Origin of the sequence: Serratia sp. TMDUHS_CL (assembly GCF_037137105.1) — a bacterium.
Taxonomy (GTDB): Bacteria; Pseudomonadota; Gammaproteobacteria; order Enterobacterales; family Enterobacteriaceae; genus Serratia; species Serratia nevei.
In genome coordinates this window covers 25,898-47,103 of sequence record NZ_JBBBDV010000005.1, presented here as the reverse complement: position 1 = coordinate 47,103, position 21,206 = coordinate 25,898, and the positions used below count along the sequence as shown (strand labels likewise).

Genomic DNA, 21,206 nt, shown 5'->3' with positions numbered 1-21,206 from the left:
CACCTTCCAGTTATTGTTTTAATAAACCCACCGTTACCATAGGCAAGGCCGGGCAAAACCGAAACCGGAGATTTGTAAGCAAGGTTGAGGCGGGATAACGCGCAGCCGGCAGGCACCGGCCGCGCAGAGGATCACTGACCGGCGATCTTCATTTCCGGCAGCAGCACCGAACCGCACTGGATATTGCTGCGGGTTTCGATATCGCTGCCGACGCTGACGATATTGCGCAGCATGTCTTTCAGGTTGCCGGCGATGGTGATCTCGCTGACCGGGTATTGGATCTCGCCGTTTTCGACCCAGAAGCCGGCGGCGCCGCGCGAGTAATCGCCGGTAACGCCGCTGACGCCCTGGCCCATCAGCTCGGTCACCACCAGGCCGGTGCCAAGTTGTTTCAACATGCCGGCGAAGTCCGCACCCTGCCCGGCAATGCGCCAGTTATGGATACCGCCGGCGTGGCCGGTGCTGTGCAGGCCCAGTTTGCGCGCCGAGTAGCTGGTCATCAGCCAGGTTTGCAGCACGCCGTCCTTGACGATATCGCGCCGCTGGGTGCGCACGCCCTCACTGTCGAACGGCGTCGACGCCAGCCCTTTCAGCAGGTGCGGATGCTCCTCGACGGTCAGCCACGCCGGCAGGATCTGCTTGCCGAGCGAGTCCAGCAGGAAGGTCGACTTGCGGTAAACGCTGCTGCCGCTGATGGCGCCCACCAGATGGCCGAACAGCCCGGTGGCCACCTCGGAGGCAAACAGCACCGGCGCCTTCATGGTCGACAGTTTACGCGGCGCGAGGCGCGCCAGCGTGCGGCGGGCGCACTCCTGACCCACCCACTCGGGGCTGTGCAAATCGCCCATCGCACGGCCGATGGTGTAAGCGTAATCTCGCTCCATATCGCCGTCCTGCTCAGCAATGACGCAGCTGGACAGCGAGTGGCGGCTGGAACAGTAGCTTTGCAGCATGCCGTGGCTGTTGCCGAACACCTTGATGCCGTAGTGGCTGTTGAAGCTGCCGCCTTCGGTGTTGGTGATGCGCTTGTCCGCCGCCAGCGAAGCCTGCTCGGCGCGCGCCGCCAGCTCGATGCCGCGATCGGCGTCCAGTTCGATCGGGTGGAACAGATCGAGATCCGGCGCCTCGAACGCCAGCAGATCTTTCTCCGCCGGGCCGGCGCAGGGATCTTCAGAGGTGTAGCGCGCAATATCCAACGCCGCCTGCACGGTGCGGGCGATGGCGTCCGGGCTGAGATCGGTGGAAGAGGCGCTGCCTTTGCGCTGACGGTGATACACGGTGATGCCCAGCGCGCCATCGCTGTTGAACTCGACGTTTTCCACCTCGCCGAAGCGGGTGCTGACGCTGATGCCGGTCGATTTGGTGACCGCGACTTCCGCCGCGTCGGAACCGGCGCGGGCCAGCTCCAGCGCCTGAGAAACGGCCTGTTCCAGCGCCTTGCGCTGTTCTGCAACTTGAGTGACTACTTTCATCAATCTGCCATAATTAATCAGAAAATCGTTGAGAAAAGTGCCGGAGCGGCGTAGTGGTGCACGCGGGGCGGCGCGCAAAAATCCTGAGATCTCTGCCGTTGAGTCTAACAGGAACCGCGTTGAATTTCGCATAAAGCCGAACGGCAAAGCCGGGATAACATGCAAAAGCAGCGCATTACTCGACGATCAGTTTTACCGACTTGCCGATATTCGCCATCATGTTGACCAACGCGTCCAGCGTGAACTTCTCGGTTTTCTGATTCACCACGTCGGACACGCGCGGCCGGGAAGTGTGCAGATAACGCGCCGCCTCCTCCTGGCGATAACCTTCTTCCTCAATCCACGCGCTAATCTCACCCATCAGCTGTTTTTTCAGTGCGATAAGCTGCGCAATTTCCGCATTGGACTGCGCTTGCAATTGCCGAGCCTCGTCGGCGGAAAATCCCAGATCAGCAAACACATTGCCGCCTGCGGGCGTAACGTGGCGTGAACCGGTATCAATCGGTTTGGTCATGACCTTTACTCCGCTCATTAATAACCGCGTCATAACGCGCTTTGATTATCTGAATATCGTGGCGGCTGGTTTTCTCCGTCTTCTTCTGAAAGCTGTGCAAGACATAGATCGCTTCGCTGAACTTTGCCACATAGACCACCCTGAACGCGCCGCCGGTGGCATATAAACGGATTTCGATAACGCCGCTTCCGCAGCTGACCATCGGTTTCCAATTACCGGGTTCCAGACCTCTTTGCACTTTACTCAGTTCAAATCCTGCCGCTTTTCGCGCATCGATTGGAAAGGCCAGCAAATCCGCTAACGATGAACCGCGCCAATCAATGGCTTTCTCGATGCCATCATCCATGAATACCACCTCCTTTTGTATAAAATTTTATACAAACATGATGATAAAAACAACAGCATGAATTCAGAGGACAGGTGCCAAGACATGATTGTGCCCCAGCGCGGCAGCTATACTCAGTTTGCTCAAGGCACGCAATTGGCGGGTTGCCGGACAACCTGTTAGGATTAGCCTCTTTTTAACGGAGCCTACCATGAACAAACAGCCTGAAGACTGGCTCGACGATGTCCCGGAGAATGAAAACGAGGACGATGACGAGATTATCTGGGTCAGTAAAAGTGAGATTAAACGTGATGCCGAAGCGCTGAAAGACCTGGGGGCCGAAATGGTCGATCTGGGCAAAAACGCGCTGGACCGCATTCCGTTGGACGAAGATCTGCGTGCCGCCATCGAGCTGGCGCAAAAGATCAAGAAAGAGGGCCGTCGCCGTCAGCTGCAGCTGATCGGCAAGATGCTGCGCGCCCGCGATATCGAGCCGATCCAGACCGCGCTCGACAAGCTGAAAAACCGCCACAACCAGCAGGTTTCGCTGTTCCATAAACTGGAAGCGCTGCGCGACCGCCTGGTGGAAGAAGGCGATGACGTCATTCCGTCGATCCTGGATCTGTATCCGGCCGCCGATCGCCAACAGCTGCGTTCACTGGTGCGCAACGCGCAGAAAGAGAAGGCTGCCAACAAGCCGCCTAAGGCTTACCGCCAGATCTTCCAATACCTGCGCGAGCTGGCCGAAGCGGCCGACTAAGCGCCGCCGCCATCCCGGGATGAAGCCGTTTCATCCCCGGTGATGGGCCGGCTCGCCGCTGCTTTCGCGGATATTGAAGCGCAGGCTGCCTTCCAGCTCTTCTTCCGCCTCTTCAAACAGCAGAATGATCGCGCCGAAACGACGCTTGCTGCGGGCATTCAGGTGAGTGAACTCGATTTCCACCGGCAGGCCGATATCGCCGGTCACCACGTCCCACAGCGCGTCGAGGTTGGCGCCGAACCCCTCGTCCAGCGCAAACTTGCGCGCGAAATCGCGGTAGAAGGCCGGCACATCCTGGATCTGTTCAAAATCAAACTCTACTTTTGCCATCAAACTCACTCCACACGAATGAAGTTTTTGTAATGGTCGCGCGTGACGAAGATCAGACCGTCGCTCGAATACAGCAGGCGATCGGCGCCGCGCCGGCCACACTGGTAATTGATGTCCGCTTCGCGCCAGACCCGGCCGCCGGCGGTCGGCAATTGCCCTTCACGGTTAGAGAATCGATCGCCGCCAATCGCCTTGCCCGGCAATACCGCACAGAGGTTGCCTGAACGCGGATCCCAGCCCTGCTCGCGCGCCTGCTTCTTGGTGACGTAATAATCCGGCAGCCGCTGATGCTGCTGCAGGTAACTCACCACCGTTTGCTGCTGCGTGAGCCGATCGATGCTCTGCTGCTGCCCCGCCGGGGCCTGGACCACCGCCGGATTGCCGCCGATCGCACGGTGCTCGTTGCCGCGCAGCGCGCTGAAGACGGCGATAACCACGGCGATGACAATCGCCACCAGAATCCGCTTGTTCATGACATTCCCTGAAATTATGCCGCCGAAGGCGCCGCAGCTCCCCCAGGCTAGTTAGGTATATAGTCGACCTGGATGAAACTAAGATGACCGGCAAGTAACGTTTTCGCGGCGGCTAAGGTTTCATCCATTCATGACAATGATGCCACTTTCCAGCCGTTCTGGCACTCGGAGTCTCTCTGAAAACGGGCCGCCTCTTATGAGACGGCCGCCGTACCAGGCGCTGCTTTCAGTATAGTCAGGGAAGGCGCCGCACAACGCGGCGCAAAAGGCGGGAACGCATCAATCGATCAAGGCGTGGCGATAGCGATGCAGCATGTCGGCCAGGCGTTTCACCGGCCCGGTGACGCTGAGCGGCGCCTGGTTGTCCACCAATTTTTGCTGGTACTCGTTCATTTCACCCAGCAAGCGATCGTAGTAATAGGCGCGCTTGACGTCGTTCTTGGCCGAGACCACCCGATCGGCGGTGCTGCGGATCTGGCGGTGGAAGGCCGACAGCTCTTCGCTGACCGGAATTTCCGCCCGCTGCATACGCTGGTGGGCGATGATCAGGTTCAGCGCCAGACGATACTTGGCGATATCGTTCGGGAACATCATCAGCAGCTGGTTGAGCTGTTGATACAGCGCTGGCAGGTGGTTCTGCCGACGGCGCGCCGCCTTGGTGGTCAGCGCCGACACCGCGCTGCTGACGAACTGGTTGAGCAACGTGCGGCCGGTGCGCTCGCGCGAATTGTCGCGGATCAGCAGCAGCACCATCAGCCCCACGCAGCTACCGAGGAACTGGCCGAGCGCCCCATCGAGAAACTGGGTGACGTTGAACTCCATCGGGTTGCTCAGCACCAGAATGTTGATCGTCCCCGCCAGCAGCCCCAGCGAACCGAGCCGCCGCTTCTGCACCTCGATGCCGATGAAAAACGCCAGCAGGCCGAGGCTGAGGCACAGCAGCAAGATGCTCTGCTGCGTCGCCGGCAGGATCACCATGAAGAACAGGGAACCGACCGGGATCGCCGCCAGCATGCCCAGCACGAAATCCATCGCCACCATGCGCGGCGCCGGGGTGCGCATCGCCAGCGAGGTGATTACCGCGATGATCACCATAAAACCGCTGCCGGACGTCCAACCGGTCCACAGCCACAGCAGGCTGCCGAACGCCGTGGCCACAAAGGTGCGCAGGCCGTTGATCATCGCGTGATGCCCTTCCGCCGAGGTCGGCTTGACCACGGTTTCATTGCTCAACACACCCTCTTCCACCGCGCTGATGCTGCCGTTGGTGTGTACGCCCTTCGACAGCAGCAGGTAGCGCGTCGCCGCGCCGACCCAGCCGGTGAGGGTCGGCAGCGTTTCATCGGAGCGATGCGTGGTCAGCACCTGGCGCAACAGCTTCATGCGCTTGTGGATCTCCTGCGGGGTTTCCGCCGGCACCATCAGTTGCTCCCGCAGGCTCGCTTGCAGCGCGTTCGGGTGATTCAGCAGGATCAGATAGGTTTCGCAAGCCTGGGTGATCAGCGTCAGCGACAGGGTATGCAGCGCCTTCACCCGACGGTTGACCTTCTGCCAGCGCGAGGACTCCATCATCAGGTTGTTGCGCATGCCATCCAGCGCCGTGGTGCTCTTGACCAGATTGCTCCAGGCACGGTCAATGTCTTCTTTGTCGGCGTTGCTGATGCACATCTGCATCAGGCGATATTGATCCACCAACAGCTGATCCACCGCCCGATCGATGTCCTGCTTGATCGAACGCGGCGAGAACAGCAGATCCGCCAATACGGCGCTGACGATGCCCAGCACGATCTCGCTGCAACGCTCGATGGCGAACTGCGGCGCTTCCAGCAGATGGGCCTCGCTGGTGGCGACCGTCACGATGATGATCAGCGCGGTATAGCCGGCCAGGCCCCAGGCGTAGGAGTTCTCGACCTTGATCAGCGAAGAGAGCCAGGTGCAGAAGCCGGCCCAGATGCAGCACAGCAGCAGCATCACCACCGGCGCACGGGCGGTGGTGATGATAATGATCAGGCCGACAAAGCAGCCGATAAAGGTGCCGATGATGCGCAGCCAGCCGCGGTGGCGGATGGCGCCGGAAAAGGGTTCACCGCCGGCGGCAAAGGCCGGGCCGGCGGCGACGATGGCGGCGGTCATCGCCGACCAGCGCGGGGTTTCCAGGTTGAGATGGAAACCGACGAACAGCGCAAACACAATCGCGAAGCTGAGTTTGAAGGCAAACCTCAGCCGGATAAAGGTTGGGCTGTTCATTAGCCGAACTCACGCAGCCGGTGCATCAGGCGCACAAAGGGCGAGCCGCTGTCGGCATTGCGATCGTTCTTGCCGACGATCACCACGGTGGCGGTGGTGCCGGCCGGGTACGGATGCTGTTGGTCCTTGGCGTCCAGCAGGATCTTCACCGGCACGCGCTGCGCCAGGCGCACCCACTCCAGGTTGCTGTCGATCGAGGCCAGCCCTTTGCTGTTGACCGTGCTGCTGCTGTTGTTTACCGCCGCCGCCACGCTGTCGACGGTGCCGTGCATGATGCGATTGCTGCCGAGCGGGGTGATCTCCGCGCGGTCCCCCTTATTCAGGCCGGTCAGCTTGGTTTCTTCCAGGTACGCCAGGATGTAGAAGGAGTCTTTCTTCACCAGTGCCACCGCCACCGAGCCGCGGGTGATGTATTCGCCGGCGTGGACGTTGAGGTTGGTGATCCAGCCATCGGCCGGGGCGCGCACCGTGGTACGCTCCAGATCCAGCTGCGCCAGCTCGCGCGCCGCCACGGCCTTCGCCAGCTGGTGTTGCACGGTCTGCAGCGAGTTGTTCGACTGGTCGATTTCTTCCTGCGACATCGCCTGCACGCCCAACTTCACGCGGCGGCCGGCTTCGCGCCGTTTTTCCGCCGCCAGCGTTTGATAGTAGGCGACGTCGGCACCGGCCTCCGCCAGCGCCTGCTCATAGCGCGGCCGATCGACCACGAACAGCACCTGGCCTTTCTTCACCAGCTGGTTGTCCACCACCGGCACTTCGGTCAGCAGGCCGCTGACGTCCGGCGCGATCGCCACCACGTCGGCGGTGAACTTGGCGTCACGTGTCCACGGCGACTCGGTGTAGAACACCCAGGCCTTGAACACCGCAACGATACCCAGCAGCACAAGAATCAAAGTGATCGCGATTCGGGTTATTTTTATCGAAAAATTTTTCACAGCGACCTCAAACAAAAAGACATGAAATCAGATAAAACAAGCAGCAATACAGCGCGGTGTTAAACAGCGCCGGATGCCAGACAAAATCGTAAATCCCCGTCGGCTGCAGCAGGCGGCGCAAGAGAAAAAACAGCGCCAGCGACACCAGCAGCTCGAAAAACACCGGCGGAAACGACAGTCCGAAGATGACCATAACCGGAAGCAAACTCATCACTTTTTCCTTATTGTTCACTACGCCGGGGAAAGACACATCTCGCCATTCACATTCTCTTTACATTTTAGCGTGCGCGCGCCACAAATCTTGACCGGACAGCTTGTCCAGGTCACGAACCCGAAAAAAGGTTAAACTTTGGGGCAGACATCCACGACAGGGATTGCGAGGGTGCCGGAGGAGCGGCAGGATTGCGTCGCCGCTCGCTCTCGCACGTTGGTAAGGTCTATTCACCCGACCACGTTATATTAGCCTGCTTACTATCAAGGCATCAACAATCTGTGATCTAAATCACTTTTAAGCCAGAGTGAATAATGGAAAGATTAAAACGGATGTCGGTATTCGCCAAAGTGGTTGAGTTCGGGTCGTTTACCGCGGCCGCACGCCAACTCGACATGAGCGTTTCATCGATCAGTCAAACCGTCTCGAAACTGGAAAATGAGCTGCAGGTCAAGCTGTTGAACCGCAGCACGCGCAGCATCGGCCTGACCGAGGCCGGCAAAATCTACTATCAGGGCTGCCGACGCATGCTGCAGGAAGTCAGCGAAGTGCATGAGCAGCTGTACGCGTTTAACAATACGCCTGCCGGCACGCTGCGCATCGGCAGCTCATCCACCATGGCGCAAAACGTGCTGGCGAACATGACCGCCGAGATGATGAAAGAGTACCCGGGCCTGACGGTCAACCTGGTGACCGGCATTCCGGCACCGGATCTGATCACCGATGGATTGGATCTGGTGATCCGCACCGGCGCGCTGCAGGACTCCAGCCTGTTCTCCCGCCGCCTGGGGCAGATGCCGATGGTGGTGTGCGCGGCCAAAAGCTACCTCAGCCAGCACGGCACACCGCAGAAGCCGAGCGACATGGTCAACTTTTCCTGGCTGGAGTACAGCGTGCGCCCCGACAGCGAATTTGAACTGATGTCGCCGGAGGGCATCACCACGCGCATTTCACCGCAGGGGCGCTTCGTCACCAACGACTCCTCCACCATGATCCGTTGGCTGAAAAACGGCGCCGGCATCGCCTACGCCCCGCTGATGTGGGTGATCGAAGAGATCAAGCGCGGCGAGATCGAGATCCTGTTCAAAAGCTACCATTCGGATCCGCGACCGATCTACGCGCTCTATACCGAGAAGGACAAACTGCCGCTGAAGGTGCAGGTGTGTATCAACTACCTAACCGACTATTTCGAACGCGTGGCGGCGGTCTATCAGGGCTATCGCTGAGCGGCGCTCAAATAGCGGTGCGCCAGCGCGCCCAGCAGCATCAGCGCCAGCATGCCGAGGCCCCATAGCAGCCAGACGGCGTAGCCGGCCCAGTTCAGCAGCAGAGGAAAATAGCTCGCCAGCCCGCTGCCCAGCTGTTTCAGCCACGGCAGCCAGGCATCCAGCACCGTCTGCGGCACCAGACTCAGCGCACCGCTCACCGGCAGCGATGCGCCGCCGGCCGCTTCCGCCAACGCCGGGAGCCAGGTCAGCACGCCGGCCACGCCCCAGGCCAACAGCGTCCATAGCGCCATGGCGCCCAGCAGCAGCGCGGCTGTCCAACCGCCCCGGTTCACGGCACACCGCCGCCGCACTGCGGGCAAAAGCGGCTGCCCGGCGGCAACGGCGCGGCGCACTGGCCGCAGGTGGCGCTCACTGCGGCAAATGGCTGACCGCAGCGATGGCAATAACGTGCGCCCGGTTTATTCACCGCCTGGCATTCCGGACACTGCGGCCCCGGCTCGCCATGCTGGTTATAGCGGTTGCCATGATGCCCGCCGCGGTGACCCGCGCGCTGATGACCGCCGTTAATACCGCCTTGCCCCAATAACCTTTTCAGTAAGCTCATCCCGCCTCTCCTCTGTACATTGACGCTGAAGCTCACTGTAAACCCTGGAGTAAACTCCAGGGTAAAGCCCGGCGATGAGGATTTACGTTTCATTACATCGAAAAAGTGGCAAGGCTTTGATGCCGTTAACAAAAGCACCATCGGTATTATCCCACGCCGCCGCGCTGCGTTATGCTGCGGGAACCTCTCCCTGCATCAGGAATAACCATGAAAAAAATCATACTGGACTGTGACCCGGGGCATGACGACGCCATCGCCCTGCTGCTGGCCTGGGGCAATCCGCAGATCGACCTGCTGGCAGTCACCACCGTGGTGGGCAATCAGACGCTGGACAAAGTGACGCGCAACGCACTGGCGGTGGCGCGCATCGCCAATATCACCGGCGTGCCCTTCGCCGCCGGCTGCCCGCGCCCGCTGGTGCGCAATATCGAAGTGGCACCCGACATTCACGGCGATTCCGGCCTCGATGGCCCGGTGCTGCCGGAACCCCACCTGCAGCTGGACTCGCGCCATGCGGTGGATCTGATCATTGATACCGTGATGGCTCACCCGCCCGGCAGCGTGACGCTGGTGCCGACCGGCGGCCTGACCAATATCGCCATGGCAGTGCGCAAAGAGCCGCGCATTGCCGAGCGGGTCAAGGAAGTGGTGCTGATGGGCGGCGGCTACCACGTGGGCAACTGGAGCGCGGTGGCGGAGTTCAATATCAAAATCGATCCTGAGGCGGCGCACATCGTGTTTAACGAAAAATGGCCGCTGACCATGGTCGGGCTGGATCTCACCCACCAGGCTTTGGCCACGCCGGCAGTCTGCGAGCGCATCGCCGCCCTCGGTACCCGGCCGGCCGCCTTCGTCGGCGAACTGCTGGCCTTCTTTGGCCACATGTATCGGCAGGCGCAGGGCTTCAGCGCCCCGCCGGTACACGATCCTTGCGCGGTGGCTTACGTGATCGATCCGAGCGTGATGACGGTGCGCAAAGCGCCGGTGGATATCGAACTCACCGGCACCCTGACGCTGGGCATGACGGTCGCGGACTTCCGCGCGCCGCCGCCGCCGGACTGCCACACCCAGGTGGCGGTCAAGCTGGATCAGGATAAATTCTGGGATCTGGTGGTGGATGCGCTGGAACGGATTGGCGAAGTGGAGTGAGATCTGTGAAACATGGATTAACGCGCTTTTACAGGCGCGTTGGTCCGTCTGGCATGATGGCAACAGGGATAGGCAGACCATCTCTCCGTTATTTACAAGAGCACAGAACAATCTTAAAAAAATTTACTTTAATAAAATTCAAAAAAAACCATAAGAACAAGAATAGTCTTAACAAAAATAAAAAATGGCGTGATAAAGAAAATGTGAAATAAGATAATGAACAGCGATAAATAAAATAACGCCCACCGCACCGCCATTAGCAACAACGATTTAACAAGAAAATGCTTATCTCATTGGCTCCGTCAGCTGTTTGCCCAGACACTCGTTGCCGCTCACACGGCGTTTTATTACGCACAAAACAATCACAAACAATTGATTTAAATATAAAAATAAAACAATAGATTAAAAATTGACTGGAGCGAGATAAATTTGAGAAAATGACAACCCTGTTTTAAAATAAAGAAAAAACCTTTTTTCAAGCAACTGAATACGGCTTCCCCTTTTTATACAAGCAGTCCCCGCGCTCACAGGGGGAAATTATTTATCACTTCGACATGAAGTCTTTTCAATTCCTATAAAGCATTTTAGGCATTGACGCTTCAGCGAATTTAACCATCAGGATAAGGATAGGAAATCCTCAAAACATGCATTCAATGAACGATATCGAGACATGGCGGGTTAACCATGACCGATAAAGCCCCCGTTAACGCACCGGCTATCGCCGTGTTGCCCCTGCTGCTGATCTGGATGGCGGTGATCCTGCCGGTCTATCACCCCAACATGGGCGGCGGCGGCCTGGCGCTGCCGCAAAATATTCTGGCCTGGAGCGTCATGGCACTGACCACGCTGATCGTGACCTTCACCGTTTGCCTTGGCCGTACCCGTCTTTCGCTTACCCCCACGGCACGCCTGTTGCTGCTCGGCATCGCCGTGCTGGCGCTGCCGCTGCTGTATACCCGCCCCGAGTGGCGCGAAGATGCCCTGTGGCGCTGCGCCGGTTTGCTCGGCGGTTGGCTGTTCTATGTCGCCTGTCTGCAGCTGCGCCTGACAGCCCGGCAGCGCAACCTGTTGCTGTACGGCCTGCTGTTCGCCGTCAGCGTTCAGGCGTTGCTAGCGGCGCTACAGCTGTTCGCCCCTGCTCTGGCCTGGGTATCTCCTAACGGCAGCCGGGTCTACGGCGTCTTTCAGCAACCGAACGTGCTGGGCAGCTTCATCGCCACCGGGCTGGCTTTGGCGCTCTGGCTGCTGCTTGCCCCTCTCTCTGCGCCGACGCGGCGGCAGCTCCCGCTGCTCGTGTTGCTGGCCGCTTTCTCCGCCCTGCTGGTGCTGATCCAGTCGCGCGCCGCCTGGCTGGGCGGTGCCCTGGCAGCGGCGTTGCTGCTGTGGCGTTTTGCCCGCCAGCACCCGGCCGTGAGCCGCTGGGCCGGCGGTGCGCTGTTGCTGGGCATCGCCCTTGGCCTGATGGTACTGTTCACCGGCTTTGGCCTGGATGGCCGCTCAGGTCTTATCGCACGCGAAGGCTCCAATTATTCACGTCTGACAATGCTGCAAGATACCCTAAGTATGATCCTGGCCAAACCGCTGCTGGGCTGGGGCTACGGCGGCTTTGAATACAGCTTCGCGCACTTCCGTCTGCAGACAATGCCCTGGCGAGAAGTGTTGGAAGTCGCCGGGCACCCGCACAATGAAATCCTGCTGTGGTGGGTTGAGGGCGGCCTGCCGGCGCTGGCGGGTATCGTTATCGTCCTCGTCGCCGGCGCGCTGCTGTTGAAACGCGCCTGGCAACGGGATCGCGAGCAGCCGGCCGGTGCGCGCGTCGGGCTGTTTCTGGTGCTGCTGCCAATGCTGGTACACACCCAGCTGGAATACCCTTTCTATCTGTCTACGCCGCATTGGCTGGCGTTTCTGCTGCTGCTGGCGCTGCTGGACGGCCAAACCGGCGAGCCGCGCCCGCTGCCGTTCGCTAAAGCCCTGAGCCTGCCGGTGGCGACGGCGGCGGTCGGCGTGTTGGTGATGGCCGTCTTCGCCTGGCAAGGGCGCATGGCGCTCACCCAATCTGAACGCACCATGCTGGCTACCATCGACAGCATCGAGCAGATGCCGGCGCCGGCCGCCTGGCTCTACCGGGAGCGCAAAACCTTCGACGAGCAATCTCACGCGCTGCTGGTCTATAACCAAACGCGTGATGATGCCCTGTTGACCGGCTATCGGCAGTGGGCCAATGCCTATCTGCAGCGCCGTATCGACGCCAACGTCTACGCCACGCTGATCATTATATTGCGTTATCAGGGCGCTCAGGCGGAAGCCGACGCTCGCCAGCGGGAAGCCGCTTTTCTGTTTGCGCGGGATGCGCGGTTCAGGTAGGAAAAGTGAGGTGAGAGCGTGTTGCTCTCACCTGCCGTCTTGAGATTAACGCGGCAAAATCGCGCACGTTTTATCCAGCAGCGATTCTACCGAGGCGCGGTTGCCAACGTCCCAGCCGCGCTTCGAGGCCAGCAAGATAAACCCCCGTTGGCCGGCAAACGTGGTCGGAACGACGGCCACGCCATACTCCGCCAGCTGCTGCGGCGAGAGATGAAAATAATCCGCAAGATCCTTAATCGGGTAGATGCCCATCGCGGTCGGTTGCATCACGCGGCGGGCATAGTAGGTGTGGCGCAACAGCTTATCCGGCAAAGGTCGCCATTGTTCCTGAATATAGGGGCGTTCTGCCTGTAATTGGCGCCGTACATCTTCGCGCAGACAGGTCAGGTGAATATGCAATTGGTTCTGGCTGCGGCCATAAGCGGAGTTGATCGCCATGCCCAGCCTGTCGTCCGGCACCGGCCCGCCATACTCGGCGGCCAGCCGGTAACGCATCAGCCATGCATAGCCAAAATAGTCCGTCCGCTCCCCGGCCAGCAGCAGCGGGCTTTCAATGCCGGAAAGCGGCGCCGTCGGCACCAGAATAAAGTGATAGGGATAACGCGGGTTTTGCAGCACGCTAAAGCCCTGCGCTTTCCCCTGCGGCATATAAATCTGCTCACACGGGGCCGGATCGCGCTTTTGCTGATAGTTGGCCATGCAGAGCTTATCGACCACGCCCCACAGCGCATCGGAACGGGCGCAGCCCGTCAGGGAAAGAACGCCCAGCAACAGCAACCAACGCCGGGTAGACACACCAAAGCACGCCATCGTCATCTTTCTCGGCATCATCGCCGCACAGCACTCTTTGCGTGGGCGAGAAAAAACTCAAAATGGGGAATGAACAAGGGGCCAGTGCATGGCCCCTTGAGGAAAGATTACGCCGTGCCGCCGACGGTCAGCGTATCCAGTTTCAGCGTCGGTTGGCCGACGCCCACCGGCACGCTCTGGCCTTCCTTGCCACACACGCCCACGCCTTTATCGAGCGCCAGATCGTTGCCGACCATCGAGATCTGCTGCATCGCCTCGATGCCGGAGCCGATCAGCGTCGCCCCTTTCACCGGTTTGGTGATGCGGCCCTTCTCGATCAGGTAGGCTTCGGTGGTGGAGAACACGAACTTGCCGGAGGTGATGTCCACCTGGCCGCCGCCAAAGTTCGGCGCGTACAGGCCGTATTCGACACTGGCGATGATCTCTTCCGGCGTCGATTGGCCCGCCAGCATATAGGTGTTGGTCATGCGCGGCATCGGCAGATGCGCGTAGGACTCGCGGCGGCCGTTGCCGGTCGGCGCGACGCCCATCAACCGCGCGTTGAGCTTGTCCTGCATGTAGCCTTTCAGCACGCCGTTTTCGATCAGCACGTTGTACTGGCCCGGTACGCCTTCGTCGTCGATCGCCAGCGAACCGCGCCGCCCTTGCAGGGTGCCGTCATCCACCACGGTGCACAGCTCGGAAGCCACCAGCTCGCCCATATGGCCGCTGAACACCGAGGTGCCACGCCGATTGAAGTCGCCTTCCAGGCCGTGGCCCACCGCCTCGTGTAGTAGCACGCCCGGCCAGCCGGCCCCCAGCACCACCGGCATATTGCCGGCCGGCGCCGCCACCGCGCCAAGGTTGACCAGTGCCATGCGCACCGCTTCTTTGGCGTAAGCGTCGGCGCGCACGTCGCCGTCGACGGTTTCCAGGAAGTAGTCATAGCCGAAACGGCCGCCGCCGCCGCTGGAGCCGCGCTCACGCTTGCCATCCTGCTCCACCAACACGCTGACGGAGAGGCGTACCAGCGGGCGAACGTCCGCCGCCAGCGTGCCGTCGGTGGCAGCCACCAACACCTGCTCGTAAACGCCGGTGATGCTGGCATTCACTTCCTGCACCCGTGCATCGGCGGCACGCGCCACCTTGTCGACGCGGTGCAGCAGGGCAATTTTCTCTTCGCGCGGCAGGCTTTGCAGCGGATCGAGCAGCGGGTACAGCGCCCGATAACCGATCTCGCCCAGGGTGTGCGCCCGCCCATCGCCCTGCTCACGCACGATGCTGCGCGCCGCCTGGGCGCTCTGCTGCAGCGCATTCAGGGTGATCTGATCGGCATAGGCGAAGCCGGTCTTCTCGCCGCTGACGGCGCGCACGCCAACGCCCTGGTCGATATTGTAAGAGCCATCCTTGATGATGCCGTCCTCGATCACCCAGGCTTCGTGATAGCTGGACTGGAAATAGAGATCGGCGTAATCGATACGGCGTTCTGCCAGTTGACCCAGTACCTTGTACAGGTCTTGATGACTCAGCTTGTTGGTAGCGAGTAACTGCTCACTGACAAACGTCAGGCTCATAATGGTTTCACTCTTGATTGGAGGATAACTTGTCAGACGGCGCCGTCAGCGACGTCTGGAATCGGTTGTGCTGCAGCACCGGCATCTGCGCACGAATATTTTTCAGGCTTGCGGTGTCCACGCGCACCTTCAGCGCCGCCACGGCGTCCGCGTTCTCGGCCAGCACCTTGCCCCAGCCGTCGACAGCCAGCGTGTGGCCCCAGGTGCGGCGGGTCGGCCCGTGGCGCCCCACCTGCGCCGGCGCCAGGATCATGCACTGGTTCTCGATCGCCCGGGCGCGCAGCAGAATTTCCCAATGCGCCTCGCCGGTGACCCGGGTAAAGGCCGCCGGCACCGAAATCAGTTCGGCCCCCTGTGCCCGCAGCGCCTGGAACAGCGCGGGAAAGCGCAGATCGTAGCATATGGTCATACCCAAACGCCCGACCGGCGTATCCACTACCGTCAGGTGCTGCCCGTGCTGGTAGGTATCCGACTCGCGGTAGTGGCCGTGCGCATCGTTGATGTCCACATCGAACATGTGCAGCTTGTCGTAGCGGGCGCGGATTTCGCCCTGCTCGTCGAACAACAGGCTGCTGGTGGTGATAAGCTCCGGGTTTTCGCGGCTGATCAAGGGCATCGAGCCCACCAGCAACCACACGCCATAGCGGCGCGCCAGCTCGCGCACCGCGTTTTGCAGCGGACCGTCGCCCTGTTTTTCCGCCTGTTGGCGGTAAGCCGCGGAGTTGGCGAACAGCAACGCGTTCTCCGGCGTCATGACCAGTTTTACCCCGGCATTGAGCTGTTTGATCTGCTGTTCAATCTGGGCCAGGTTATCGCGCACCTGATCGCCACTGCACAACTGCAACAACGCAACGTTAGCATTCCTCATGACGCCTTATCCTCCTTTGCCTTACGAAGTACCTCATTGATCTTCGGCTGGTCGAGATCGCCGCCGATATGGTAGCGAATCAGCGAAATCTTGCTCCACAGCGGCCCCAGCACCTGCGAGGCGGCAAATACCGCCGCGCCGACGATCGGGTTCACCACAAACGCCGTGGCCACGCCGACGGTCGCCGAAATCGCCGGCGCCACCACCGCCTCCATATCAATACGGCGGCGCGCCAGATCGATCTGGCCACTCATGGCGATATCCGCCGCCAAGCCGTCGATCAATAGATTATCAGTATGCATTATGCCATCTTTCAGCCAGGCGGTGCTGCGGATGGAGTCAAAGTAGAAGCCTTTGCCGAAGGTATCGCTGAAATCGAACTGCAGCTTGCGCAGCAAGGCGTCGAAGCTGACCAATCGCAGCAGCTGACCGGCGCGGCCGCCGCCCATGCTGTCGATCTCGCCCTTGCCCATCTTGACCTGCAGCGCGCCGCTCAGCGTATTGACCTGCGGCTGCCACGGCGCGCCGTGCCAGTACAGATCGAAGTCCACGTCGTAAGGCGCGCCTTTCAGCGGGATAGTGATGCCGAAGAAGGCGGCGGTTTCATCGATTTTGCCGCCGAGCAGCTTGCCTTTCAGCGAGCTGCGCTCTTCCTGCGCATTTTGCTTCCACAGGCCGGTGGCGCTCATACGCCCTTTGCCGGTGTCGACCAGGCCGTGATCCAGCGTCAGGGTATCCCCTCGATTGCTCAGATCCGCCTCGACCCTGCCGAAGTTCTGCCCCAGCACCCAGCACGACTTGCAGCGCAGCATCAGCGAAGGCCAGTCGCGGAAGGAAACTTTCTCCGCCGGCGGCGTCGGCGTGCCCGCCGCGTTTTTCGTCTCGGCGAACTGCGGGTTGTAATACAGGTAGTTGATATCGGCGCGCCACGGCCCGCGATCGGCCACCCGCAGGCTGCCGTCCACTTCATCGCTCTTAGCGCTCACCACGGTGGCACCCAGCTGTTTTTCGGCCGACAGCGTCAGCTTATGCCAGGCCTGGCCGCCCAACAGCAGCTGCGGCGTGGTCAGCGCCACGGTGGTGGGGAAGCTGAAGCCGCCCACCTGACCGCTGCCGCCCCCCTGTTTCAGCGCCGGCGCCAGCAGCACCAGCCACTGCTCGCCGTCCAGCGCCGGCAGGTTCAGCGTCAACGACTTGCCGGCCGGCAGCGGTGGCGTGCTGCCACCGTTGGTTTGCCAGGCGGCGCGCGCCAGATTCACCTGTTTTTTGTCGAAGCGCCATTCGCTGTTGAAGCGGTTTTGCTTGCCCGCGCTGCCGGTCAACATGAAGCCGTTCAGACCGCCTTTGACCTTAACGTTCACCGGCAACGCCTCGCCCGGCGGTTTGTCCAGTGGTGAAGGTAAGTGACTGCTCACTTTTTTCAAATCCGCGTCGATGCCGATATCGTAGCTGGCCGAGCCCTGATGTGGGAGCGTGATGGCCACCTGGCTCTGCCAGGGCGCACTGCCGCTGAGCGCATCGGCAGCCTCTTTCGGCAGACCGGGGAACTTGCCCGGCTGCCAATCGCCCTTCAGGCCGACGTCAATCTTGTAGTCGCGAGCGCCTTCCTGCGTGGAGAAGTTGACCGCCACCGGTTGCCCGAACCAGTTGGCCGACAGGGTATCGCTCTCCAGATTGCCGTTATCGAAGCGGAACTTGCCGCTGAGCTTCTGCAACTCGCTATCCAGCGGCTTGATCAGCAACGAGTTGTTGTTCAGCGCCACTTCACCGGTGGCTTTGACCAGCTCGCCGTCCAGGGGAATATCGAGATGTAAGCGCCCACTGACATCACCGCCAATCTGCAGCTGCTCCAGCGCCGCCCCCAGCGAATCGTGCAGCGGCGTCTGCATGAAGTAGTCGTGCACGTCGCTGCCCGCGCCTGCGACTTCGGCGTCGATCAGCAGCCGCTCTTTCAGGTAATCCGGGATCACCGCGCTGATATTTTTGCCCGCCACCTTGCCCAACCGGGTTTGCGGCGCATGCATCCACAGCCCCTCGTTGGCGAAGTCGAGGTCGATCGCCAAATCGGTCAGCGCCGGCCAGCCCGGTTGGAACTGGAAGGTGGCGTGGCGCAGCGGCACGAAGACTTCGAACTGCCCTTCGTTTTTACGGTACGGGAAGTGCTGCGGATCGCCGGAATAAATCAGCGTGGCGTTATCCACCTGGCCGCCCTGAATGGCGCCGCTCAGGTAGTCCACCAGATGCTTGCCCATCAGCGGTTCAGGGAAATAGCGCCAGGCGTCGGCGCCGTCATACAGGCGGATGCCCGCCAGAATGTTCAGCCACGGATCGCCCTTGGCCGGCTGCTGATAGCGGAAATCGCCGTTGACCCACAGCGACTTCGCCTTGACGTCCAGCCCCTGGCTCGCCAGCTCCCAACCCCGATCGTTGTAACGCCAGGTCAGCGCGCCGCGCGCGCTGCTGACTTCAAGCGGCGCACGGAACATATCGCCGTAAGGCAAGGTGCTGCCTGCCAGCCCCAGCGTCAGGCGGCCGTTCTCCACCCCGCCGCTCAACGCCCCGGAGAAGTGGTTGACGCCCGGCAGCAGTTCCCAACGCTGCCAGCTGACATCGCGCCACAGCGCCTGGAAACGGCTCTTTTCCGGCTGCTTCAGCGGAATGTCCAACGCCAGGGCCTCCATCGTCCCCTGCGGCTGCAGATCGTTCCAGCGATCGAGCACGTCCGGGCTGAGGAACGAGAAGGTCGGCAGCAGCGCCGACAGGCGCTCCAGCTGAAGGTGAGTCGCACGCACCCGCAGCTCTTCATTCTGCGCCGGCCCCATGAACTCGGTGTTTTCCGGCAGCCACAGCGCGGAAAGCGCGCCCTGCGGCCAGGCCTGGCCGTCGGTGCTCAACCGCAGCTGCGGCACGTCGAGCTGCCAACCGGTGCCCTGGCGGCGCAGCGACAGCGCCAGATTGTCCACGTCCAGCCGGTGCTGCGCGGCGCCGGTATCCCAGTTGGCCGCCCCCTGCTTGAGCAACGCGTGGCCGCCGGCAATCTCGCCGTTCTGCACCTGCAGCCAGGCCGCCAGGCTGAAGTCGGCGCTTTCCAGCCCGGTGTTGGCGCGCAGCCAGCGGGTAAACCAGGGTTTCATGTCGATGTTATCGGCCTGCAGGTAGACCGTGCCGGTGTCCAACAGGCCCTGATTATCGCGCAGGTCCATGCGCAGCTGCACCACGCCGTGTTGGCCGTTCAGCGTCGACAGGCTGATCTGCCCCTCGGCGCGGTGACGATCGCGGCCGTTGAGCCAGGTCAGCTGAGGAATGTCGAATTCGGCGCGCGCGCCGGCGGGCGTCAGGAACGAGATACGGCTGTCGCGCAAATCAAAGTGATCGAGCTGGCGTAGCATCAGATCGCTGATTTTACCCGGTTCAAGGCCTTCGCCCTGCCGGTCGCCGCCCAGCGTGGCGTTCAGATCGAGCCGGAATTGATAGAAGGTCAGATCGCGGAACTGCCAGCGCCAGTGCAGCAGCGATTGCCACACGTCCAGCGCCAGCGTCACGCGTTCGATATGCACATCGCTTTTGGGCAGCGTAACGCTCAGGTTACGCACTTCAAGCTGTGGGCCGAACGTTTCCCAACTGCCCTGCAGGAAATCCATCTGCACGGGCACGCCGGACAGCTTCTCCACCTGCGCCAGCAGTTGGGGACGGTAGTCGTTCAGCTTCGGCAGCATCAGGCGCAGCCCGCTGATCAGCAGCGCCACAATCACGATTAGGGTGGCGCCTGTTGCTAACAGAATCCCAGGCAGTCGCCTCACGCAGTTCTCCTTGCTCCGCTGCCTGGCAACGGGAATATCTATGCACTGACGGGCCCGGCATGCGGGCCCTTACGATGTCGGACGGGCTACATCATGACGACGTCGAACTGCTCCTGGCTGTACAACGGTTCGATCTGCACCTTCACCTGTTTGCCGACGAAGATCTCCACTTCGGCCAGCGCATGCGACTCTTCGCTCTTCAGCGCTTCGCCGACCGCCGCCGAAGCGTACACCAGGAAGCGATCGGAATCGTAAGCATGGTGCACGCGCACAATCTCGCGCAGGATCTCGTAGCACACGGTTTCCACCGTTTTCACGGTGCCGCGCCCATTGCAAGTAGGACAATCGTGACAGAGCACATGTTCAATGCTTTCACGCGTTCGTTTACGCGTCATTTCAACTAAGCCTAGTTGAGAGAAGCCGTTGATCGTGGTTTTTACCCGATCTTTACTCAACGCCTGCTCCAGCGAGTGCAGCACCCGGCGGCGATGCTCTTCGTTGTTCATATCGATAAAGTCGATGATGATGATACCGCCCAGGTTACGCAGCCGCAGCTGGCGCGCGATGGCCTGTGTCGCCTCGATGTTGGTATTGAAGATGGTTTCGTCGAGGTTGCGGTGGCCGACGAAGGCGCCGGTGTTGATGTCGACCGTGGTCATCGCCTCGGTCTGATCGATGATCAGATAGCCGCCGGACTTCAGCTCTACCTTGCGTTCCAGCGCACGCTGGATCTCGTTTTCCACATCGTACAGATCGAAAATCGGCTGGCTGCCGGTATAGAGTTCGAGCTTGTTGGTAATGTCCGGGATGTACTCGCCGGTAAACTCCACCAGCAGATCGTGCGTTAGCCGCGAATCGACGCGGATGCGATCCAGCGCCGCGCCGGCGAAATCGCGCAAGATGCGCTGCGCCAACGCCAGCTCGCCGTACAGCTTGTATTTGGTCTGGTTGCGCTTCTTGCGCTCCATTACCTTGGTCCACAGGCGTTTAAGGAACGCGGCATCCTGCGCCAGCTCTTCCTCGCCGATGCCTTCCGCCGCGGTGCGGATGATAAAACCGCCCAGCTCGTCGCAGTGCGGCGCAACGATGGATTTCAGGCGCTCACGCTCGGCTTCGCTGTCGATACGCTGTGAAACGCCGACGTGCGCCGCGCCCGGCATGAAGACCAGATAGCGCGATGGCAGCGTGATGTCGGTGGTCAGGCGCGCGCCCTTGGTGCCGAGCGGATCTTTCACCACCTGCACCATCAGGTCTTGCCCCTGGCGCACCAGCTCGGCGATGTCGCGCACGTGGAAGTTTTTCCGCTCGTCGCCGGCGACGCATTCGGTATGCGGCATGATGTCGGAGGCGTGCAGGAAGGCGGCCTTGTCCAGGCCGATGTCGACGAACGCCGCCTGCATCCCCGGCAGGACGCGGCTGACGCGCCCTTTATAGATATTGCCGACGATGCCGCGTTTGGACTCGCGTTCGATATGGATCTCTTGCAGAATGCCGCCATCGATATAGGCGACCCGCGTTTCAGACGGTGTGATATTAACCAGTAGCTCAGCTGTCATGCCTTC

General features: G+C 60.9%; 19 protein-coding genes. 4 read left to right on the top strand and 15 right to left on the bottom strand.

Annotation, left to right across the window (positions count from 1 at the left end):
• Positions 1-131: 131 nt before the first annotated feature.
• The 3 genes from pmbA to WCL58_RS11590 all read right to left on the bottom strand — a co-directional run bounded on the left by pmbA (position 132) and on the right by WCL58_RS11590 (position 2,332).
• Positions 132-1,472: a metalloprotease PmbA gene (gene pmbA, locus WCL58_RS11600; RefSeq protein WP_308344844.1), complete on the bottom strand. Its 1,341-nt coding sequence runs from the start codon at positions 1,470-1,472 to the stop codon at positions 132-134.
• Positions 1,473-1,647: 175 nt separating this feature from the next.
• The gene (locus WCL58_RS11595) at positions 1,648-1,986 is read right to left on the bottom strand and encodes a helix-turn-helix domain-containing protein (RefSeq protein WP_033636158.1); all 339 of its coding nucleotides are present in this window, start codon (positions 1,984-1,986) and stop codon (positions 1,648-1,650) included.
• Positions 1,970-2,332: a type II toxin-antitoxin system RelE/ParE family toxin gene (locus tag WCL58_RS11590; protein WP_033636159.1), complete on the bottom strand. Its 363-nt coding sequence runs from the start codon at positions 2,330-2,332 to the stop codon at positions 1,970-1,972. Before WCL58_RS11590 ends, WCL58_RS11595 begins: the two co-directional genes overlap by 17 nt.
• Positions 2,333-2,522: 190 nt before the next feature.
• On the opposite strand from WCL58_RS11590, the gene yjgA reads away from it, so the two are divergent.
• Positions 2,523-3,071: a ribosome biogenesis factor YjgA gene (yjgA, locus tag WCL58_RS11585; RefSeq protein WP_004936968.1), complete on the top strand. Its 549-nt coding sequence runs from the start codon at positions 2,523-2,525 to the stop codon at positions 3,069-3,071.
• Between the two features lie 30 nt (positions 3,072-3,101).
• On the opposite strand, the gene WCL58_RS11580 is transcribed toward yjgA, so the two are convergent.
• From WCL58_RS11580 to aaeX, 5 genes are all read right to left on the bottom strand, one after another.
• Positions 3,102-3,401, bottom strand: coding sequence for a barstar family protein (locus tag WCL58_RS11580; protein ID WP_047730838.1), 300 nt, complete (start codon positions 3,399-3,401; stop codon positions 3,102-3,104).
• 5 nt (positions 3,402-3,406) lie between these two features.
• Entirely contained in the window at positions 3,407-3,874 is a 468-nt protein-coding gene (locus tag WCL58_RS11575; RefSeq protein ID WP_141960343.1) for a ribonuclease, read from the bottom strand.
• A gap of 279 nt (positions 3,875-4,153) precedes the next feature.
• On the bottom strand, positions 4,154-6,121 hold the full coding sequence (gene aaeB, locus WCL58_RS11570; protein WP_060424633.1) for a p-hydroxybenzoic acid efflux pump subunit AaeB: 1,968 nt from the start codon (positions 6,119-6,121) through the stop codon (positions 4,154-4,156).
• Positions 6,121-7,056: a p-hydroxybenzoic acid efflux pump subunit AaeA gene (gene aaeA / locus WCL58_RS11565; protein WP_084827489.1), complete on the bottom strand. Its 936-nt coding sequence runs from the start codon at positions 7,054-7,056 to the stop codon at positions 6,121-6,123. Before aaeA ends, aaeB begins: the two co-directional genes overlap by 1 nt.
• Positions 7,057-7,063: 7 nt before the next feature.
• Positions 7,064-7,267, bottom strand: coding sequence for a p-hydroxybenzoic acid efflux pump operon protein AaeX (aaeX, locus tag WCL58_RS11560; RefSeq protein ID WP_004936952.1), 204 nt, complete (start codon positions 7,265-7,267; stop codon positions 7,064-7,066).
• Between the two features lie 314 nt (positions 7,268-7,581).
• Between aaeX and aaeR the strand changes: the two genes are divergently transcribed.
• Positions 7,582-8,493: an HTH-type transcriptional activator AaeR gene (gene aaeR, locus WCL58_RS11555; RefSeq protein ID WP_004936950.1), complete on the top strand. Its 912-nt coding sequence runs from the start codon at positions 7,582-7,584 to the stop codon at positions 8,491-8,493.
• Here aaeR and WCL58_RS11550 read toward each other — a convergent pair.
• Together WCL58_RS11550 and WCL58_RS11545 are read right to left on the bottom strand one after the other, a co-directional pair.
• Positions 8,484-8,828 carry a hypothetical protein gene (locus tag WCL58_RS11550; RefSeq protein ID WP_060424629.1) on the bottom strand — a complete coding sequence of 115 codons (345 nt, stop codon included), beginning with the start codon at positions 8,826-8,828 and terminating at the stop codon, positions 8,484-8,486. The two genes, aaeR and WCL58_RS11550, sit on opposite strands and share 10 nt — an antisense overlap.
• Positions 8,825-9,100, bottom strand: a complete 276-nt coding sequence (locus WCL58_RS11545; RefSeq protein ID WP_048234874.1) for a zinc ribbon domain-containing protein — start codon at positions 9,098-9,100, stop codon at positions 8,825-8,827. Before WCL58_RS11545 ends, WCL58_RS11550 begins: the two co-directional genes overlap by 4 nt.
• Before the next feature lie 207 nt (positions 9,101-9,307).
• Between WCL58_RS11545 and uriH the strand changes: the two genes are divergently transcribed.
• Positions 9,308-10,249, top strand: a complete 942-nt coding sequence (gene uriH / locus WCL58_RS11540; protein ID WP_060424624.1) for a uridine-preferring nucleoside hydrolase UriH — start codon at positions 9,308-9,310, stop codon at positions 10,247-10,249.
• 684 nt (positions 10,250-10,933) lie between these two features.
• Positions 10,934-12,613, top strand: a complete 1,680-nt coding sequence (locus WCL58_RS11535) for a PglL family O-oligosaccharyltransferase (RefSeq protein ID WP_336851175.1) — start codon at positions 10,934-10,936, stop codon at positions 12,611-12,613.
• Between the two features lie 45 nt (positions 12,614-12,658).
• On the opposite strand, the gene WCL58_RS11530 is transcribed toward WCL58_RS11535, so the two are convergent.
• The 5 genes from WCL58_RS11530 to rng all read right to left on the bottom strand — a co-directional run bounded on the left by WCL58_RS11530 (position 12,659) and on the right by rng (position 21,200).
• Positions 12,659-13,423: a CDP-diacylglycerol diphosphatase gene (locus WCL58_RS11530; RefSeq protein WP_336851174.1), complete on the bottom strand. Its 765-nt coding sequence runs from the start codon at positions 13,421-13,423 to the stop codon at positions 12,659-12,661.
• A 107-nt stretch (positions 13,424-13,530) separates the two neighbouring features.
• Positions 13,531-14,976: a metalloprotease TldD gene (tldD, locus tag WCL58_RS11525; protein ID WP_049273727.1), complete on the bottom strand. Its 1,446-nt coding sequence runs from the start codon at positions 14,974-14,976 to the stop codon at positions 13,531-13,533.
• A gap of 7 nt (positions 14,977-14,983) precedes the next feature.
• The gene (nit1, locus tag WCL58_RS11520; protein ID WP_004936930.1) at positions 14,984-15,844 is read right to left on the bottom strand and encodes a deaminated glutathione amidase; all 861 of its coding nucleotides are present in this window, start codon (positions 15,842-15,844) and stop codon (positions 14,984-14,986) included.
• Positions 15,841-19,644, bottom strand: coding sequence for an AsmA2 domain-containing protein YhdP (gene yhdP / locus WCL58_RS11515; protein WP_336851173.1), 3,804 nt, complete (start codon positions 19,642-19,644; stop codon positions 15,841-15,843). The genes nit1 and yhdP overlap by 4 nt, the downstream gene beginning before the upstream one ends.
• An 86-nt stretch (positions 19,645-19,730) precedes the next feature.
• Positions 19,731-21,200, bottom strand: coding sequence for a ribonuclease G (rng, locus tag WCL58_RS11510; protein WP_025304418.1), 1,470 nt, complete (start codon positions 21,198-21,200; stop codon positions 19,731-19,733).
• Positions 21,201-21,206 lie beyond the last annotated feature (6 nt).

Excerpts from the sequence above, each read along its gene's own strand:
- rng (WP_025304418.1), bottom strand. The coding sequence starts at position 21,200 with ATGACAGCTGAGCTACTGGTTAATATCACACCGTCTGAAACGCGGGTC.
- yjgA (WP_004936968.1), top strand. The coding sequence starts at position 2,523 with ATGAACAAACAGCCTGAAGACTGGCTCGACGATGTCCCGGAGAATGAA.
- WCL58_RS11590 (WP_033636159.1), bottom strand. The coding sequence starts at position 2,332 with ATGGATGATGGCATCGAGAAAGCCATTGATTGGCGCGGTTCATCGTTA.
- WCL58_RS11575 (WP_141960343.1), bottom strand. The coding sequence starts at position 3,874 with ATGAACAAGCGGATTCTGGTGGCGATTGTCATCGCCGTGGTTATCGCC.
- aaeR (WP_004936950.1), top strand. The coding sequence starts at position 7,582 with ATGGAAAGATTAAAACGGATGTCGGTATTCGCCAAAGTGGTTGAGTTC.
- aaeX (WP_004936952.1), bottom strand. The coding sequence starts at position 7,267 with ATGAGTTTGCTTCCGGTTATGGTCATCTTCGGACTGTCGTTTCCGCCG.
- aaeB (WP_060424633.1), bottom strand. The coding sequence starts at position 6,121 with ATGAACAGCCCAACCTTTATCCGGCTGAGGTTTGCCTTCAAACTCAGC.
- nit1 (WP_004936930.1), bottom strand. The coding sequence starts at position 15,844 with ATGAGGAATGCTAACGTTGCGTTGTTGCAGTTGTGCAGTGGCGATCAG.
- uriH (WP_060424624.1), top strand. The coding sequence starts at position 9,308 with ATGAAAAAAATCATACTGGACTGTGACCCGGGGCATGACGACGCCATC.
- tldD (WP_049273727.1), bottom strand. The coding sequence starts at position 14,976 with ATGAGCCTGACGTTTGTCAGTGAGCAGTTACTCGCTACCAACAAGCTG.
- WCL58_RS11535 (WP_336851175.1), top strand. The coding sequence starts at position 10,934 with ATGACCGATAAAGCCCCCGTTAACGCACCGGCTATCGCCGTGTTGCCC.
- WCL58_RS11545 (WP_048234874.1), bottom strand. The coding sequence starts at position 9,100 with ATGAGCTTACTGAAAAGGTTATTGGGGCAAGGCGGTATTAACGGCGGT.
- WCL58_RS11530 (WP_336851174.1), bottom strand. The coding sequence starts at position 13,423 with ATGGCGTGCTTTGGTGTGTCTACCCGGCGTTGGTTGCTGTTGCTGGGC.
- WCL58_RS11580 (WP_047730838.1), bottom strand. The coding sequence starts at position 3,401 with ATGGCAAAAGTAGAGTTTGATTTTGAACAGATCCAGGATGTGCCGGCC.
- pmbA (WP_308344844.1), bottom strand. The coding sequence starts at position 1,472 with ATGAAAGTAGTCACTCAAGTTGCAGAACAGCGCAAGGCGCTGGAACAG.
- WCL58_RS11595 (WP_033636158.1), bottom strand. The coding sequence starts at position 1,986 with ATGACCAAACCGATTGATACCGGTTCACGCCACGTTACGCCCGCAGGC.